The organism is Azospirillum doebereinerae (assembly GCF_003989665.1).
GTDB lineage: Bacteria > Pseudomonadota > Alphaproteobacteria > Azospirillales > Azospirillaceae > Azospirillum > Azospirillum doebereinerae.
Genome location: NZ_RZIJ01000010.1, coordinates 81,901 through 97,272 on the forward strand (window position 1 = coordinate 81,901; position 15,372 = coordinate 97,272).

At 67.8% G+C, this 15,372-nt stretch carries 19 protein-coding genes; 9 read left to right on the forward strand and 10 right to left on the reverse strand.

The window, feature by feature from the left end; translation table 11 throughout:
- Positions 1-9: 9 nt before the first annotated feature.
- Complete coding sequence (gene hisE / locus EJ913_RS14285; protein WP_126998959.1) at positions 10-405, reverse strand: phosphoribosyl-ATP diphosphatase; 396 nt, start codon at positions 403-405, stop codon at positions 10-12.
- 290 nt (positions 406-695) lie between these two features.
- On the opposite strand from hisE, the gene EJ913_RS14290 reads away from it, so the two are divergent.
- Positions 696-890 (forward strand): hypothetical protein, encoded by a 195-nt coding sequence (locus tag EJ913_RS14290; protein WP_126998961.1) that lies wholly within the window; start codon positions 696-698, stop codon positions 888-890.
- 46 nt (positions 891-936) lie between these two features.
- Entirely contained in the window at positions 937-1,131 is a 195-nt protein-coding gene (locus tag EJ913_RS14295) for a hypothetical protein (RefSeq protein WP_126998963.1), read from the forward strand.
- A 131-nt stretch (positions 1,132-1,262) separates the two neighbouring features.
- Here the strand turns inward: EJ913_RS14295 and EJ913_RS14300 are convergent, their stop codons facing one another.
- Positions 1,263-1,982, reverse strand: a complete 720-nt coding sequence (locus EJ913_RS14300) for a Crp/Fnr family transcriptional regulator (protein WP_338019107.1) — start codon at positions 1,980-1,982, stop codon at positions 1,263-1,265.
- Positions 1,983-2,148: 166 nt separating this feature from the next.
- Between EJ913_RS14300 and EJ913_RS14305 the strand changes: the two genes are divergently transcribed.
- A complete protein-coding gene (locus EJ913_RS14305) occupies positions 2,149-2,535 on the forward strand; it encodes a hypothetical protein (RefSeq protein ID WP_126998965.1) in 387 nt (128 codons plus the stop codon).
- Between the two features lie 107 nt (positions 2,536-2,642).
- The gene (locus tag EJ913_RS14310; RefSeq protein WP_126998967.1) at positions 2,643-3,410 is read left to right on the forward strand and encodes a DUF502 domain-containing protein; all 768 of its coding nucleotides are present in this window, start codon (positions 2,643-2,645) and stop codon (positions 3,408-3,410) included.
- On the opposite strand, the gene recG is transcribed toward EJ913_RS14310, so the two are convergent.
- The gene (gene recG, locus EJ913_RS14315; protein WP_126998969.1) at positions 3,362-5,443 is read right to left on the reverse strand and encodes an ATP-dependent DNA helicase RecG; all 2,082 of its coding nucleotides are present in this window, start codon (positions 5,441-5,443) and stop codon (positions 3,362-3,364) included. The genes EJ913_RS14310 and recG overlap by 49 nt on opposite strands.
- Before the next feature lie 682 nt (positions 5,444-6,125).
- On the opposite strand from recG, the gene EJ913_RS14320 reads away from it, so the two are divergent.
- Positions 6,126-6,368 (forward strand): hypothetical protein, encoded by a 243-nt coding sequence (locus EJ913_RS14320; protein WP_126998971.1) that lies wholly within the window; start codon positions 6,126-6,128, stop codon positions 6,366-6,368.
- 62 nt (positions 6,369-6,430) lie between these two features.
- Here the strand turns inward: EJ913_RS14320 and EJ913_RS14325 are convergent, their stop codons facing one another.
- From EJ913_RS14325 to EJ913_RS14355, 7 genes are all read right to left on the reverse strand, one after another.
- Positions 6,431-6,715, reverse strand: coding sequence for a DUF2934 domain-containing protein (locus EJ913_RS14325; RefSeq protein WP_126998973.1), 285 nt, complete (start codon positions 6,713-6,715; stop codon positions 6,431-6,433).
- Positions 6,716-6,819: 104 nt separating this feature from the next.
- The gene (gene mltG / locus EJ913_RS14330) at positions 6,820-7,827 is read right to left on the reverse strand and encodes an endolytic transglycosylase MltG (protein ID WP_126998975.1); all 1,008 of its coding nucleotides are present in this window, start codon (positions 7,825-7,827) and stop codon (positions 6,820-6,822) included.
- A 5-nt stretch (positions 7,828-7,832) separates the two neighbouring features.
- Positions 7,833-9,095, reverse strand: a complete 1,263-nt coding sequence (gene fabF / locus EJ913_RS14335) for a beta-ketoacyl-ACP synthase II (protein WP_126998977.1) — start codon at positions 9,093-9,095, stop codon at positions 7,833-7,835.
- Positions 9,096-9,192: 97 nt separating this feature from the next.
- Entirely contained in the window at positions 9,193-9,435 is a 243-nt protein-coding gene (locus tag EJ913_RS14340; protein ID WP_126998979.1) for an acyl carrier protein, read from the reverse strand.
- Between the two features lie 170 nt (positions 9,436-9,605).
- Positions 9,606-10,343 carry a 3-oxoacyl-[acyl-carrier-protein] reductase gene (fabG, locus tag EJ913_RS14345; RefSeq protein ID WP_126998981.1) on the reverse strand — a complete coding sequence of 246 codons (738 nt, stop codon included), beginning with the start codon at positions 10,341-10,343 and terminating at the stop codon, positions 9,606-9,608.
- Between the two features lie 11 nt (positions 10,344-10,354).
- Entirely contained in the window at positions 10,355-11,296 is a 942-nt protein-coding gene (fabD, locus tag EJ913_RS14350) for an ACP S-malonyltransferase (protein ID WP_126998983.1), read from the reverse strand.
- 292 nt (positions 11,297-11,588) lie between these two features.
- A complete protein-coding gene (locus EJ913_RS14355) occupies positions 11,589-12,578 on the reverse strand; it encodes an acyltransferase family protein (RefSeq protein ID WP_126998985.1) in 990 nt (329 codons plus the stop codon).
- A 424-nt stretch (positions 12,579-13,002) separates the two neighbouring features.
- Between EJ913_RS14355 and rpsF the strand changes: the two genes are divergently transcribed.
- From rpsF to rplI, 4 genes are read left to right on the forward strand one after another with little or no spacing between them, the layout of a single operon-like run.
- A complete protein-coding gene (gene rpsF, locus EJ913_RS14360; RefSeq protein WP_126998987.1) occupies positions 13,003-13,443 on the forward strand; it encodes a 30S ribosomal protein S6 in 441 nt (146 codons plus the stop codon).
- Positions 13,443-13,718, forward strand: coding sequence for a 30S ribosomal protein S18 (gene rpsR, locus EJ913_RS14365; protein WP_126998989.1), 276 nt, complete (start codon positions 13,443-13,445; stop codon positions 13,716-13,718). Before rpsF ends, rpsR begins: the two co-directional genes overlap by 1 nt.
- 48 nt (positions 13,719-13,766) lie before the next feature.
- Positions 13,767-14,726, forward strand: a complete 960-nt coding sequence (locus EJ913_RS14370) for a YybS family protein (RefSeq protein WP_126998991.1) — start codon at positions 13,767-13,769, stop codon at positions 14,724-14,726.
- Positions 14,726-15,292 (forward strand): 50S ribosomal protein L9, encoded by a 567-nt coding sequence (gene rplI / locus EJ913_RS14375; RefSeq protein ID WP_126998993.1) that lies wholly within the window; start codon positions 14,726-14,728, stop codon positions 15,290-15,292. Before EJ913_RS14370 ends, rplI begins: the two co-directional genes overlap by 1 nt.
- Positions 15,293-15,372 lie beyond the last annotated feature (80 nt).

Sequence of the window (15,372 nt, forward strand, 5' to 3'; positions counted from 1 at the left end):
ACCGCGTTTTCAGCCCTTGGCGTTCTTGCGCCGTTTCTGGGGCGGCGCCGGAGCCGGAGCGGTGACCACCGGCTCCTCCGTCTTCGGCAGCTTCTCGGCGATGCCGAAGGCCTGTTCGCGCCGCCGCAGCTCGGCCATGATCTCGTCCGGCGGAATGCCGAGATCGGCCAGCAGGACGACCAGATTGTAGAGCAGGTCGGCGCTTTCCATCACCACCGCGCCCCGGTCGTCGCGCATCGCCTCGATGGCGACCTCGATCGCCTCCTCCCCGACTTTGCGCGCCATGCGCGCACGCCCCTGGGCGATCAGCTTGCCCGTGCGGGAGGTGTCGGACGGCTGCTGCCGCAGCGCCAGAACGGCGTCGTAAAGGGTGCGGAGCGGATCGGGACCGATGTAATGCGTCATGCTGTCTGAGGTCGGGACCGTCCCCGCTTCCGTCAAGCGGCTCTGCATTTTGCCATTTTTCCTTTTTTGCCCGATCGAAGGGTCCCGCCCGAAGAGTTGCCGGGCTTTCCGCCAGAGTCCGCCAAGATCACAGATCGTTCGCATAACAAACCATCCCTCTTGCCAAACATCCGTCGAAGAAAATCTCTGGGCAGCTGTAATTTTTGCGCCGTCCAGCAATGCAGAGACTGCGTATTTGGCATCTGGTGTACCAGAGTATAGTCCTCTTCATCAGCTTGATGGAGAGCGACATGACCACGACGACCTTCTCCCACAACACCGCCGAACACGCTTCGTCGCAGTCCCTGCACGGCGTCGTCGAGTTCCCGGTCTCCTGGTTCCAGGCCACCCCCGCCTACCTCGTCCTGCGCCCCGTGGCCGCGTTCGTGAAGGAGTGGGCGCAGGCCACCCCGGCCTGCATCGCGCTGCGCGCCCTGCTCCACTGAGTCCCGGCGAACCGTTCCTCTTTCCCTTCCGTCCTTGGAGGCCATCATGAGCACCATCACCGTCCCGCACGCCGGCCATCACCACGAAGCCCCGGTGTCCCACAACGCGGTCGCCGAGTTCGTGACTTCCTGGTACGAGGCCACCCCGGCCGCCATCCTGCTGCGTCCGGTCGGCGCCTTCCTGAAGGCGTGGTTCCACGCGACGCCGGTGTCCATCGCCCTGCGGATGATGTCCCACTGACCGTTCCGATCGTCACTGCTGACGCTTGATTTCGACGCGTTGCCTGGGACTGCCGCCCACCAAGAGGGACGGCGTCCCGCGCACGCGCCTTTTCGCGTTCCGGCCCGTCGCGCCAGCCCCATGGCAGCCGGTCAGGCGCCGCCGCGCACGTCCTCGACCATCTCTTCCAGCCGCGCCACGTCGCGCACCACCAGCGCGTCCGGACGGCGTTCGACCAGCCCGTCGCGGGTCAGGTCGCTCAACACGCGCGCCACCGTCTCGCGCGTGGTGCTGACGCGGGCGGCGATGTCGGAATGGACGGGGATGGGCGCGATCCACGCCGCCCGGCCATCGGCGCGGCCCCGCGTCTTGGCGAGGCGCAGAAGCTCCGCGTGCACCCGGTTGTTGGCGCCCAGCGTGGACAACTCCATGATCCGGTCGGTCGCCACCCGCAGCTTGTCGCACAGCCGCGCCATCATGGTCATCGCCAACGCCGGATGACCGGCGATCAGCTCCCGGAACGGCCGGGGGGCGAGGAAGGCGATCAGCGTGCCCTCCGCCACCGCCACGACCGAGGCCGAGCGCGGACGCCCGTCCAGCGCCGACATCTCGCCCACGAATTCACCGGCCTCGACGTCGTGGAAGCTGATCTCACGCCCGCCGGCCGAATGGCTGACCACCCGCGCGCGCCCTTCCACGATGAAGGCAACGTCGCCGGTTTCCGCCCAATGGTCGATCAGTTGCTCGTCCTGGGCGAAGCGGCGCCAGCGGCATTGGCGCGCCACCGCCGCCCGCTGCTCCATCGTCAGCGGATCGAGCAGGTGGATGCGGTCGAGCGCCAGGGCGTGCGTCGATTCGGCGGGAGTGGACAAGGCGCTGAGACCTTCGAACCGGGGGAAACCTTCGCGCAAAAGAATAACCCGAGCCGCGCAAAGGTGGAAAGGGATGTGACCAATGAACCGCGTCAATCGTCCGTTAACCCTAACGGGTGAGAACGGAGGGAACACGCCATCCGCACCCGCCCGGAGATCGACCGCCATGCCGTCCACCTTCATTCCCACCGCCCGCCGCGTCGACACCCAGCGGCTGCTGTCGGTCGCCGCGATCCCCTTGGCGGCCGCCGTCGCCATGGCGACCACCGTCGCCGCCGTCGGCGGCGTGACCGACCCGGTCGCCGAGGCGGGCGGCGCCATGGCCTTTGTCCTGGAATTCATCAAGTTCTGCTATCTGGCGGTCGCCACCGCCCATCTGTCCGGCGCGATCACCGACCGCATCTGCGGCGGGATGGCCGCCGGCCTGTGGCTGGACGAATTCGACGCGCCGGAGCCCGCGCCGAAGGAGGAGTTCTGGCAATCCTTTCCCAACCACGTCGACGGCGCGGCCATCGCCGGCGCGGTGACGATGCTCTGCATCGCGTTAGGCTGACGCATCGTCTCTGGATGAAGGGGCAACGTTTTTCGCACTGCGGCGGTTGAGCCGCGCGCGCGCTTGCATCACTATGGCCGGAAACGGCTTTCGACGGATGGGCGGGCGTGGACAAGGACGCGACGGAGCAGAATGGGCAGCCGGCCGAACCGCCGCGCCCCCGCCGTGAACGGATCGGTTTCATCGGGCGGCTGCGGGCCTATTTCCTGGCCGGCGTGCTGGTCACCGCTCCCATCGCCATCACGATCTACATCGCGTGGTGGTTCGTGTCCTTCATCGACGGGCACATCCGGCCGCTGATCCCGGCGGCCTACAACCCGGAAAACTATCTGCCCTTCTCGATTCCGGGCATCGGCGTCCTGACCGTCCTGATTGTCGTCACCCTGATCGGCACCTTCACCGCCGGCTATGTCGGCCGTCTGGTGCTGGGGCTGGGCGAGGGGCTGGTGGAGCGGATGCCGGTCGTCCGCACCGTCTACGGCGCGGTGAAGCAGATCTTCGAGACGGTCCTCGCCAAGAAATCCAACGCCTTCCGCGAGGTGGTGATGCTGCAGTACCCGCGCGACGGCGTGTGGTCGCTGGGCTTCATCACCGGCAGCGCCCATCCGGAGGTGCAGCGGGTCAGCGGCGAGGAGATGGTGAACGTCTTCATCCCCTGCGCGCCGCCGACCGCCGGCTATCTGGTGATGGTGCCGCGCCACGCGGTGACGGTCCTGAACATCACGGTCGAGGACGGGCTGAAGCTGGTGATGTCCGGCGGCATCGTCGTGCCGACCGAGCGCCGCGCCGCCATGCCCGCCGCCCTCCCCCCCGCCGACGTTACCACTCAGCCCGAGCGCAGCGTCTTGGCCGCCGCGTCCCGCTCGAACAGGTAGAGCAGCGTCCGCAGCGCCTGACCGCGCGGCGTTGCCAGTTCGGGGTCGCGGTCCACCACCAGCTTGGCGTCGTCGCGCGCCACCGCCAGCAGATCGCCATGCACCGCCAGATCGGCCAGCCGGAACCCCGGCAGGCCCGACTGCCGCGTACCCAGCACCTCGCCGGCCCCGCGCAGCCGCAGATCCTCCTCGGCGATGACGAAGCCGTCCTCGGTGTCGCGGAGCGTCTTCAGCCGGGCGCGCGCCGTCTCGGTCAGGTGCGGGTCGAACAGCAGCAGGCAGCTCGACGGCTTCTCGCCGCGCCCGACCCGGCCGCGCAGCTGGTGGAGTTGGGCGAGGCCGAAGCGCTCGGCGTGCTCGATCACCATCACCGTCGCCTCGGGCACGTTGACGCCGACCTCGATCACCGTGGTGGCGACCAGCACGTCCAGATCGCCGGCCGCGAAGGCAGCCATCACGGCGTCCTTGTCGGGACCGCGCATCTTGCCGTGGACCAGCCCGACGCGCTCCCCGAAGGTGGCGCGCAGGAAGGCGTGGCGCTCGGTCGCGGCGGCGAGGTCGGTCTGTTCCGATTCGTCCACCAGCGGGCAGACCCAATAGACCCGCGCGCCCTCCCCCACCTTGCGGTGGATGCCGTGGACGACCTCCTCCAGCCGGTCGAGCGCGATGGTGACGGTCTGCACCGGCTTGCGGCCCGCCGGCTTCTCGGTCAGACGCGACACGTCCATGTCGCCGTAGGCGGTCAGGGTCAGCGTGCGCGGGATCGGCGTCGCCGTCATCACCAGCACGTCCACCGCCCGCCCCTTGGCCGAGAGCTGCAAACGCTGGTGGACGCCGAAGCGGTGCTGCTCGTCGATCACCGCCAAGGCCAGATCCTTGAAGGCGACGTCCTCCTGGAACAGCGCGTGGGTGCCGACCAGCAATGGCAACTCACCGGACGCCAGCCGGTCGAGCACCGCCTGACGCGCCTTGCCCTTGTCCCGCCCGGTCAGCAGGCCGATCTCCACCCCCGCCGCCTTGCACAGCGGCGCGAGGCTCTCGGCGTGCTGGCGGGCGAGGATTTCGGTCGGCGCCATCAGCGCGGCCTGCGCGCCGGTCTCCACCGCGTTCAGCATCGCCATCAGGGCGACCACCGTCTTGCCGCTGCCGACGTCGCCCTGCAACAGGCGCAGCATCCGGCGTTCGGCCGCCATGTCGGTGTAAATCTCGGTGAGCGACTGGCTCTGCGACCCGGTCAGCGAGAAGGGCAAGGCGGCGAGCGCGGCCTGCCGCAGCGCCCCGTTCCCCTCGGTCGCCCGGCCGGCGAGGCGGCGCTGGCTGGCCCGCACCAGCATCAAGGCCAATTGGTTCGCCAGAAGCTCGTCATAGGCCAGCCGGCAGCGGATCGGCGAGGTGGCGGCGAGGTCGGCCTCGTCGTCCGGCGTGTGGGCGCGCTTCAGCGCGTCGGCCCAATCCGGCCATTGCCGGCGGGCGAGCCATGCCGGATCCTGCCATTCGGCAAGCGTCGGCACGTCGCCCAGCGCCGCGCGCACCGCCTTGCGCAGCGTCTTGGCCGGCAGCCCGGCGGTCATCGGGTAGACCGGCTCCACCGTTTCGATGTCGTCCTTCGATTCCAGCGGAACGACGGCGTCGGGATGGGTGATCTGCGGGGTGTCGTTGAACCATTCGACCTTGCCCGACACCACCATCGTGGTCCCGGCCGGAATCTGCTTGCTCAGCCAATCGCCCTTCACATGGAAGTAGATCAGCTCCAGCACGCCGCTGTCGTCGGTGCAACGGATGCGGTAGGGGTGGCGCGGATTCACGGGAGCGACGTGGGAATCGATCCGCACGGTCAGCGTCGCGATGCGGCCGTTCGGCGCCTCGGCGATCCTCGGCGAGAACCGGCGGTCGACGACCCCGCAGGGCAGATGCCACAACAGATCGACGACATGAGCGCCGGCCAGCTTTTCCACCAGCTTGCCCAGACGGGGGCCGAGACCGGGGAGCGCCGTGACCGGCTTGAACAGCGGGAAGAGGATGACTGGGCGCACGGGCGGGATTTTCACGGGGGCAAGGGCTTGGGACCGCACCCAGAAAGCCGGTTGCCACGCCTCTCGTCAAGGCCGCGCTGTACGGATCGGGAAAGGAGAAGGGTGGCGGAGCGCGCCGGGACCGGCGGTCACTGTGGGGGGCAACGATGGCCGCGAGAATGGCCACGCCGCGCTCCGCCGAGGAGGCCGTCCGGGGGGCTTGCGGGAGAAGCCGGACGGCCGTTTTCGGTGGCAGGGAACCACCGGAAGAGACGCAAATGACAAACGCTTCAACAAGGCTTCAAGGACGGGACCGATCTTGGGGGATAACCGTCCCCGTCACACGACAAACAGTAGCGTCCGGCATGTGTCCCACGCCTGTCCGCACCATGAATTCGTTTTCATGAAACATTTTGCGGGCGGTTTGCCCCCATGCTGCGGCAACCCCATCAGCATTCAAGGCCAGTCATACATCTTCCGGCAAGTCTACAGGCCATGTCACAAGAACAAGCCACCGTCTGTCACAGACCAGGCAAGACAACTACCGCGCATACACACAATATCGAAAGTGGTAATTCCTATTCCCATGACGGATTAGATCGCATTTAATCTTCTTTTAACCGTGATGGTCGTTAATTGGGGCTGTCGGGAGGTTGAACCCGGCAGTGATACAGACCCCAACCCGAAGACAGGGAAGCCGACCATGTCCGCACCGATGATCGCCGATGAAGTCCGCACGGCCAGCCGCATCCACGCGCGCCTTCTGGATGGCTTCATCGCCATGACGGAACAGGAACTCGCCCGTCTCGCCCCCGGCTTCGCCGAGGAAAGCCTGCTGGAATCGCTGGAGCGTCTGCGCGCCGCGCGCAAGTCCTACGGCACCACCGCCGGTGTCGTCGTCGCCACCGTGACCGAGCCGGTCCTGGCCGCGTCCAACGCCGCCTGATCGGGCGGCGCCGGTTTCAAGTTTCAGATCATACGCCTGCAGCGTCCTATGGAACCGGCCGTTCAGGCCGGTACCGTCTTCCGGGCGCGCGGCTTGCGCGCCTTGACCGGCGCCTCGGACACCACCGGCGCGACCGGTTCGGCCTCCACCGCCTTCTTGGCCGATTTGCGCGGTGCCTTCACCGCCGGGGCCGCCGTTTCCGCGGGGATGCCGATGGGCGTGACCGTCGCCGCGACGTCGCGCTCGGCTTGCAGCCAATGGTCGCCGTCCTGACCATGCGGACAGCCTTGTTCCAACCAGATCGTGTAGGCGCGGTCCCGGATGCGCTGCTCGACGTCCACGCTCATGGCACTCTCCTTGGCTAGGGTCGCGTCGGTTTTGTTGCAGTGCAAAGACTGCCGAAGCCTGACGGCTCCCGCAACCGGGCGAAACGTTATCGGCAATTCGGCCGTCAATCGGCCGAGGTTTCGCCGTGGCCGCCCGTTTTGCTCTGCTGGAATTCCCGCCACTTCGCAACGTTCCGGTTGTGGTCGGGAAGAGTCTTCGCGAAGACATGGCCGCCGGTGCCGTCGGCGACGAAATACAGGAACTCGTGCTTCTCCGGTTTCGCAACCGCTTGGAGCGAGGCCTTGCCGGGGTTCGCGATGGGACCCGGCGGCAAACCGGTGATTTGATAGGTGTTGTAGGGCGACTCGAACTTCCAGTCGTTGCGGGTCAAGGCCCGCCCCAGTTCGCCCTCGCCGCCGGTCAGCGCGTAGATCACCGTCGGGTCGGATTGCAGCTTCATGTCGGCTTCCAGCCGGTTGATGAAGACACCGGCCACCTTGGCGCGCTCCGCCGCGATGCCGGTCTCCTTCTCGACGATGGAGGCCAGCGTCAGGATCTGCTGCGCCGTCTCGAACGGCAGCCCTTCGTCCCGGTTCTTCCACACCTCGGCCAGAGCCTGGGTCATGGAGGTGCGCATGCGCTCGACCAGCGCCGCGCGCCCGTCGCCATAGGCGTAATGGTAGGTTTCCGGAAGCAGCGTCCCATCCTTCGGAACGGCGGCCACTTGACCGGTCAGCGCCGGCTCCTTGTCGAGCAGGGCGACGACTTGGGCCGAGGTCAGCCCCTCCGGCACGGTGAAGCGCCGGACCACGGTGCGCCCTTGGCGCATCTGCTCCAGCACCGCTTCCATGCTGATGGCGGCGGGAAACAGATACTCGCCCGCCTTCAGGTCGCGGACGTTGCCCATCAGCTTCGCCCCGGCGGCGAACAGCAGCGGCGACTCGATGACGCCCGCGTCACCCAGCGTGATGGCGATGGCCTCGATCCCGCTGCCGCGCGGGATGACGACCGTCTCGGCGTGTTCGAGCGGTCCGGGAGCCACGACGCGCGAGGCTCCCCAGTACCCGACTCCAGCGGCGGCGGCGCTGACGACGACCAGCACCCCCGCGATGATCCGGAGGCCCCAGCCCATCGCGCTTACGCGAACTCCTTGAAGACCAGCGACGCGTTGGTGCCGCCGAAGCCGAAGGAGTTGGAGAGCGCGGCGCGCACCCGGCGTTCCTGGGCCACCTTCGGCACCAGATTGACGCCCAGGCAGCTTTCCGAGGGGTTTTCCAGGTTCAGCGTCGGCGGGACGACGCCGTGGTTGATCGACTTGATCGAGTAGATCGCCTCGACCGCGCCGGCCGCGCCCAGCAGATGGCCGATGGCCGATTTGGTGGAGGACATGGCGAGCTTGTCCATGTCGGCGCCGAACAGGCGCTTGGCGGCGCCCAGTTCGATCTCGTCGCCCAGCGGCGTGGAGGTGCCGTGCGCGTTGAGGTAGTCGATGTCGCCGGTGGACAGGCCCGACCGCTTCAGCGCCGCGCTCATCGCGCGGAAACCGCCGTTGCCGTCCTCCGCCGGGGCGGAGATGTGGTGGGCGTCGCCCGACAGGCCGTAACCGACGATCTCGGCGTAGATGGTGGCGCCACGGCGCTTGGCGTGCTCAAGCTCCTCGAGCACGACGACGCCGGCGCCCTCGCCCATCACGAAGCCGTCGCGGTCCTTGTCGTAGGGACGCGAGGCCTTCTCGGGCGTGTCGTTGAAGTTGGTGGACAGCGCGCGCATGGCGGCGAAGCCGGCCATGCCGAGGCGGTGGACCGCGCCCTCGGTGCCGCCCGCGACCATGACGTCGGCGTCTTCCCACATGATCAGCCGCGCGGCGTCGCCGATGGCGTGCGCGCCGGTCGAACAGGCGGTCACCACCGCGTGGTTCGGTCCCTTGAAGCCGTACTGGATCGAAATATGGCCCGAGGCCAGATTGATCAGGCAGGACGGGATGAAGAAGGGCGACAGGCGTCGCGGCCCCTTCTCGTGCATGGTGATGGCGCCGGCGGCGATGCCGGGCAGGCCACCGATGCCGGACCCGACCATGACGCCGGTGCGCTCGCGCTCCTCGTCGGTCTGCGGGACCCAGCCGGAATCCTTGATGGCGTCCTGGGCGGCGGCGATCGCGTAGAGGATGAAGTCATCCATCTTGCGCTGATCCTTGACCGGCACGTAGGCGTCGGGGTTGAAGTCCCCCTCGCCGGTGCCGCGCGGGATCTGGCCGGCCACCTTGGCGGGCAGGTCCGAAACGTCGAAGCCCGTGATCGCGCGGATTCCCGATTGACCGGCAACCAGCCGCTCCCAGTTCAGCGCGTGGCCGACGCCCAACGGCGTGACCAGACCGAGGCCGGTGACGACAACACGTCTCATGAGGCTGTTCCTTGACCCTTGCCCATAGAAATTCGTCGACGGCCAGGCCACCGCGTCGCGGATCGCCTGGCCCTCGGGAAACGCTGGACGACCGCGATCAGGCGGCCGAGGCGTTCGCCTTGATGAAGTCGATGGCGTCCTTCACCGACAGGATCTTCTCCGCGGCGTCGTCAGGGATTTCGACCCCGAACTCTTCCTCGAAGGCCATGACCAGCTCGACGGTGTCGAGGCTGTCAGCGCCCAGATCGTCGATGAAGGAGGCGTTCTCCACCACCTTCGACTCCTCGACACCCAGGTGGTCCACAACGATCTTCTTCACGCGCTCGGCGATGTCGCTCATCTTTTAAGACCTTCCAATCCTTGAAACCGCTCGGGATAATCCGGTCGGAGCAACACGCGAAGAACGTGCCGTCCTGCCGCGAAAAGCCCCGTCCGATAACACATTTCCGCAGCCTTGACCAGCGCCCGCGGGGGCCGGGGACTGCGAAGCTTCACAAGAGGCGCGACGCCTCAGATCATGGCCATGCCGCCGTTGATGTGCAGCGTCTGGCCCGTGACGTAGGCGGCCTCTTCGCTCGCGAGGTACACGACCCCGGCGGCGATCTCCCCCGGCTCGCCCATGCGGGCGGCCGGGATGGCGGGGAGCAGCTTCTGCTTCTGCTCGTCGTTCAGGGCGTCGGTCATCGCCGTGGTGATGAACCCCGGCGCGACGCAGTTGACGGTGATGTTGCGCGAGGCCAGCTCGGCGGCAAGGGCCTTCGACATGCCGATCAGCCCGGCCTTCGAGGCGGCGTAGTTCGCCTGCCCCGGATTGCCGGTGACGCCGACCACCGACGTGATGTTGACGATGCGGCCCCAGCGGCGCTTCATCATGCCGCGCATGGCGGCCCGCGACAGGCGGAAGGCCGCCGTCAGGTTCACGTCGAGGACCGCCTGCCAGTCGTCGTCCTTCATGCGCATGGCGAGCTGGTCGCGCGTCAGCCCGGCGTTGTTCACCAGGATGTCGATCTTGCCCAGCGCCGCCTCGGCGTCCTTGGCGAGCTGCTCGGTCGAGGCCGCCTCGGCGAGGTTGCCCGGCACCACGAAGGCGCGCTCGCCCAGATCGGCGGCCAGGGCCTCCAGCGGAGGAACGCGGGTGCCCGACAGCGCAACGGTGGCGCCCTGCGCGTGGAGGGCGCGGGCGATGGACGCGCCGATGCCGCCGGACGCGCCGGTGACGAGGGCCGACTTGCCGGTCAGGTCGAACATGGGATGGGGCCTCACAGGGTCTTCAGGAACGACTCGACGTCCGCCGGCGTGCCGACCGACGACGCGGAGAGTTCCTTGTCGATGCGCTTGGTCAGGCCGGCCAGCACCTTGCCGGAACCGATCTCCACCAGCGTCGTCACGCCCTGCTCCTTCATGAACAGGACGCTCTCGCGCCAGCGGACCATGCCGGTCACCTGCTCGACCAGCAGCTTGCGGATCGCGTTGGGGTCCGACACGGCGGATGCGGTGACGTTGGCGATCACCGGCACGACCGGCGCCGAAATGGTGACGGCGGCCAGCGCCTCGGCCATCGCGTCGGCGGCGGGCTGCATCAGCGAGCAATGGAAGGGCGCGGAAACCGGCAGGCGGACGGAGCGCTTCAGCCCCCGCTCGGCGGCCAGCGCGATGGCGCGGTCGATGGCGTCGGCGCTGCCGGAGATCACCACCTGACCGGCGGAATTGTCGTTGGCGACCGAGCACACCTCGCCCTGCGCGGCGTCGGCGGCGATCGCCTGGGCCTGCTCGGGGTCGGCGCCCAGCAGGGCCGCCATGCCGCCCTTGCCGACCGGAACCGCCTTCTGCATGGCCTGACCGCGCTTCTTCAACAGGCGCGCGGTGTCGGCCAGGGTGAAGGCTCCGGCGGCGCAGAGCGCCGAATACTCGCCCAGCGAATGGCCGGCGACGAAGGAGGCGTGCTTGGCGAGATCGACCCCGCCCTCGCTTTCCAGGACGCGCAGCACGGCGACGCTGACCGCCATCAGGGCGGGCTGGGCGTTCTCGGTCAGGGTCAGGTCGGCCTCGGGGCCTTCGACCATCAGGCGCGACAGCCGCTGGTTCAGCGCGTCGTCGACCTCTTCGAAGGTGCGGCGCGCGACTTCGAACGCTTCGGCGAGTTCGCGGCCCATGCCGACGGCTTGGCTGCCCTGCCCCGGAAAGACGAACGCCCTGGTCATGCTGTGTATGAAGCCCTGATGAAAGCGCCCCGCCCTATCGCGGCGGCACCGTGGATTGGGCGACAGTCATACCCTCACTTTTGGGCAAGTCAAGCGACGCGCGATGATGAAACCGCCAACCGGTCGATAAAATGCACCCGATCCAGGCAAAAGCCACACGAACAGCCGTTTCGACTCCGGCGTTGTTCGTGGGTCCGGGCCGTTCGAATCTTGCTCTGTTCATAAGCTGTGCCGTGAGACCGGCGGCAAAATGGCGGAGACCGCAAGGGATCGCGGTCTCCGCCCCTGGCGCTCAGGCCTTTCCGACCAGCGCGACCCGCGTCCAGGGCCGCATCTGCGCCAGCGCCTCCAGCACCATCGGCCCGGTCAGCCCGGCGAGCAGCGCCACGGTGAACACCGCGGCGTCGTCGAATCCGAGCTTGTGCAGCGCCACCCGCGCCCCCGCCGTGAAGAAGGCGTGGTGGAGATAGATGGCGTAGGAGGATTTTCCGACCGTGCGGAACACCAGGCTCGACGGCATCACGTGCAGCAGGGTCACCGCCCCGCCCATCCCGCACAGCAGCGCCACCACGCTGTTCCAGCCGAAATAATGCTGGATCACCCCGAACAGCGACGCTTGGTGCAACGCCAGCCCGACGAGCAGCGCGGCGGCCCCCGCCCCCAGCAGCGCGCGGCGCGGCAGACGGTCGCGGAACCGGGTGACGGCCACGCCCAGCAGGAAATGCGGCAGCAGGACGAAGGTCTCGTTGATCGAGAAGACGTTCGATTCGGTGTGGATCGTCTGGCAGGCGACCATCGCCAACCCCAGCGCGACCGCGAAGGGCAGCGGCCGGTCGATCAGCTTGGCCGCGTCCAGCAGCGCCACCACGGCGAAGATCAGGAACAGCGACTGGAGGTACCAGAAATGGGCGTAGGAATAGACGTAGATCTCCCACATCGCCCCCGGCGCGAAGCTGCCGTTCGCCCCCGGCGCGCGGGTCTGCACCAGATAGAAGAGCGTCGAGACCACCAGGAACGGGAAGCCCAGGCGGCGCAGCTTCTTCACGAAGAAGGACGGCAGCGCCCCGCCGCGGGCCGGGCGGTAGGCGTAGACGAGCCCGGAGATGAAGGTGAACAGCGGCATCCGGATCAGTTCGAAGCTGCTGGTCGCGTAACGGTAGATGGATCCGTCGTCCACCTGCATGCCGGTGCCCGGCACCCCGACCACATGGTAGGCCACCAGCAGGATGCAGGCGAGGCCGCGCAGTTCCGCGATGTGGAAGGACTGGGAGTCTGTGCGCATTGGTTTCCCCGTGCGAGCCGAAATGTGGATGGCGACCGTCGCGCCGGCCCGGTGACCTTGTCTCCCGGCCTAGCGAACGCCGCACGGCCCTGGGACGCAGGCGGGAACGGCGCTCCTGCGGGCTTGTTCTGCCGTTTGGCTGTATGCGTCACGGCTTTCTCGCCTTGGCGCCCGGCGGCGCGTCGGCGTTACCCTCGCAGGTTGGAGCGGGCGTTTCGCGCCGGGGCGCTTGGCGAAGGAAGCAACGCCGGAGGGCGCTTGAATTTCCTTCGGATTTCCACTGGACAGCGGGGCTCGCCTGTGCATACTGCGCCGCTTCATAACTCCTTGCCGACGGCATGCCGCCGGCTAGGCCCGGGCGGCTGACCTCATCCATTGGGGATGACGGCGCAGCGCCGGACCATGAACAGCCATGGGGAGTGCAATGGCACTTTACGAGTGCGTGCTGATCGCACGCCAGGACATCTCGGCCGCCCAAGCCGAAGCGCTCGGTGAGCAGTTCGCCCAGATCGTCCGCGACAACGGCGGCACGGTCGCGAAGACCGAGTACTGGGGTCTGAAGACCCTGACGTACAAGATCAAGAAGAACCGCAAGGGTCACTACACCCTGTTCAATCTCGACGCGCCGGCCGCCGCCGTCGCCGAGATGGAGCGGAACATGAGCATCAACGAAGACGTCCTGCGCTACATGAGCGTGCGCGTCGACGAGCTCGACGCCAACCCGTCGGCGATGATGCAGAGCCGGAACGAGCGCGGTGATCGCGGCGACCGTGGCGACCGTGGTCCCCGCCGCTTCGACGACCGTGGCCCGCGTCCGCCGCGCCGTTCGGAGACCATGGCCGCTGGTGAAGGGGAGACCGCGTAATGAGCGACAAGCAGACCACGGGCGCCCCGGCGGCCCGCACCGGTGGCGGCGCTCGCCGTCCCTTCTTCCGCCGCCGCAAGACCTGCCCGTTCTCGGGCGCGAACGCTCCGGCGATCGACTACAAGGACGTCAAGCTGCTGTCCCGCTTCATCTCGGAGCGTGGCAAGATCGTCCCGAGCCGCATCACCGCGGTCTCGACGAAGAAGCAGCGCGAACTGGCCCGCGCCATCAAGCGCGCCCGTTTCCTGGCTTTGCTTCCGTACATCGTGAAGTAAGCCCGGATCGGGATCGAAGGTTCAGGCAATAGGTTCGAAAGGGTTCCCATGGCCGCCGGTCTGGCCGCTCCGCTGGTTGTCGCCGTCGGTGGCGGTCTGGTCAGCGCGTTCTTCTACCTGTCGGTCATGTTCGGCGGGTTCGGAACGCTGATCCTCGGCTATCTCGCTCCCCTGCCGCTGTTCCTTGCGGGATTGTGGCTGGGGACGCCCGCGGTGCTCTTCGCCGGTCTGGCGGGGACCGTCGCGGTGATGGCCGGGACATCCGGAAGCTGGCTGGTGTCGCTCGCCTATCTGATGACCGGAGCGCTTCCGGCCGTCCTGGTGGTGCGGCAATCGCTGCTGGCGCGGGTGTCGGGCGACGGGAGCCTGGAATGGTATCCGCCCGGCCGGGTCCTGATGGGCCTGACCGGACTGGGTGTGGTGGCCGTCCTCGCCGCCGTGATCCTGACGTTCGACCAGCCCGGCGGGCTGGAGGGCGTGGTGCGCCGGATGCTGGCCCGCGTGGCCGAGCCTCTGTTCCGCGCGCAGGGCCAGTCGGCCCCGGGTCCGGAGGAGATTTGGATGGCGGCGGCCCTGCCGGGGCTGGTGGCGATCTCGTGGGTCATCATGACGATCGTCAACGGGGCCCTGGCGCAGGGCGCCTTGATGCGGTTCGGCCGCAACAAGCGTCCGCCCATGCGGTTGGCCGAGCTGGAGCTGCCGCGCTGGCTGGTTCCCGCCTTTCTCGCGGCGTTGCTGGGAGCGAGCGTCCTGCCGGACACCTTTGGGTTCCTGGCGGTCAACGTCGCGCTGATCCTGGCGGTGCCGTTCGCCTTTGCCGGGCTTTCGGTGGTTCATGTGACGGCCCGGAGCCGATCGGCGCGCACGCCGATCATCGTCGGGTTCTACATGGTGCTGTTTCTCTTCGGGTGGCCGATCCTGCTTTTGGTCGGCCTGGGCATGATCGAGCAATGGATCGGGCTGCGCCGCCGGTTTACCCGTGCCGCCCCCGGTCAGGAGGACGAGTGATGGAAGTTATTCTGCTGGAGCGGGTCGAGAAACTCGGCCAGATGGGCCAGGTCGTCAACGTCAAGCCGGGCTTCGCCCGCAACTATCTGCTGCCGCAGAAGAAGGCCATGCGCGCCACCAAGGCGAACCTGACCGTCTTCGAGAAGCAGAAGGCCCACCTTGAGGCCGTCAACCTGGAGCGCCGCAAGGACGCCCAGGAAGTCGCCGCCAAGATGGACGGTGTCACGGTCGTCGTGATCCGTCAGGCCGCCGAGACCGGCGTCCTGTATGGTTCGGTGAACAACCGCGACATCGCCGACGCGCTCGACGCGGCCGGCTACAAGACCGACCGCAAGCAGGTCGTGATCGAGAACCCGATCAAGACGCTGGGCCTGTCCAAGGTCCGTGTCGTCCTGCATCCGGAAGTCTCGATCAGCGTGACGGTCAACATCGCCCGTTCGCAGGAAGAGTCGGAGCTGCAGGCCCAGCGCGGTGGCATGGTCACCGCCGCCGACCTGCGCGACGAAGAGGACGAGGAAGACACCTACGTCCAGAACACCGCGACCGAGGAAGACGAAGAGGCCTGATCGCCTTTTCGGCCGCTCGGCTCCGGCTTCGGTCGGGGGTGAGCGTCGCTCGTCCGAGAAACCGCCCATCCCAGACCGGG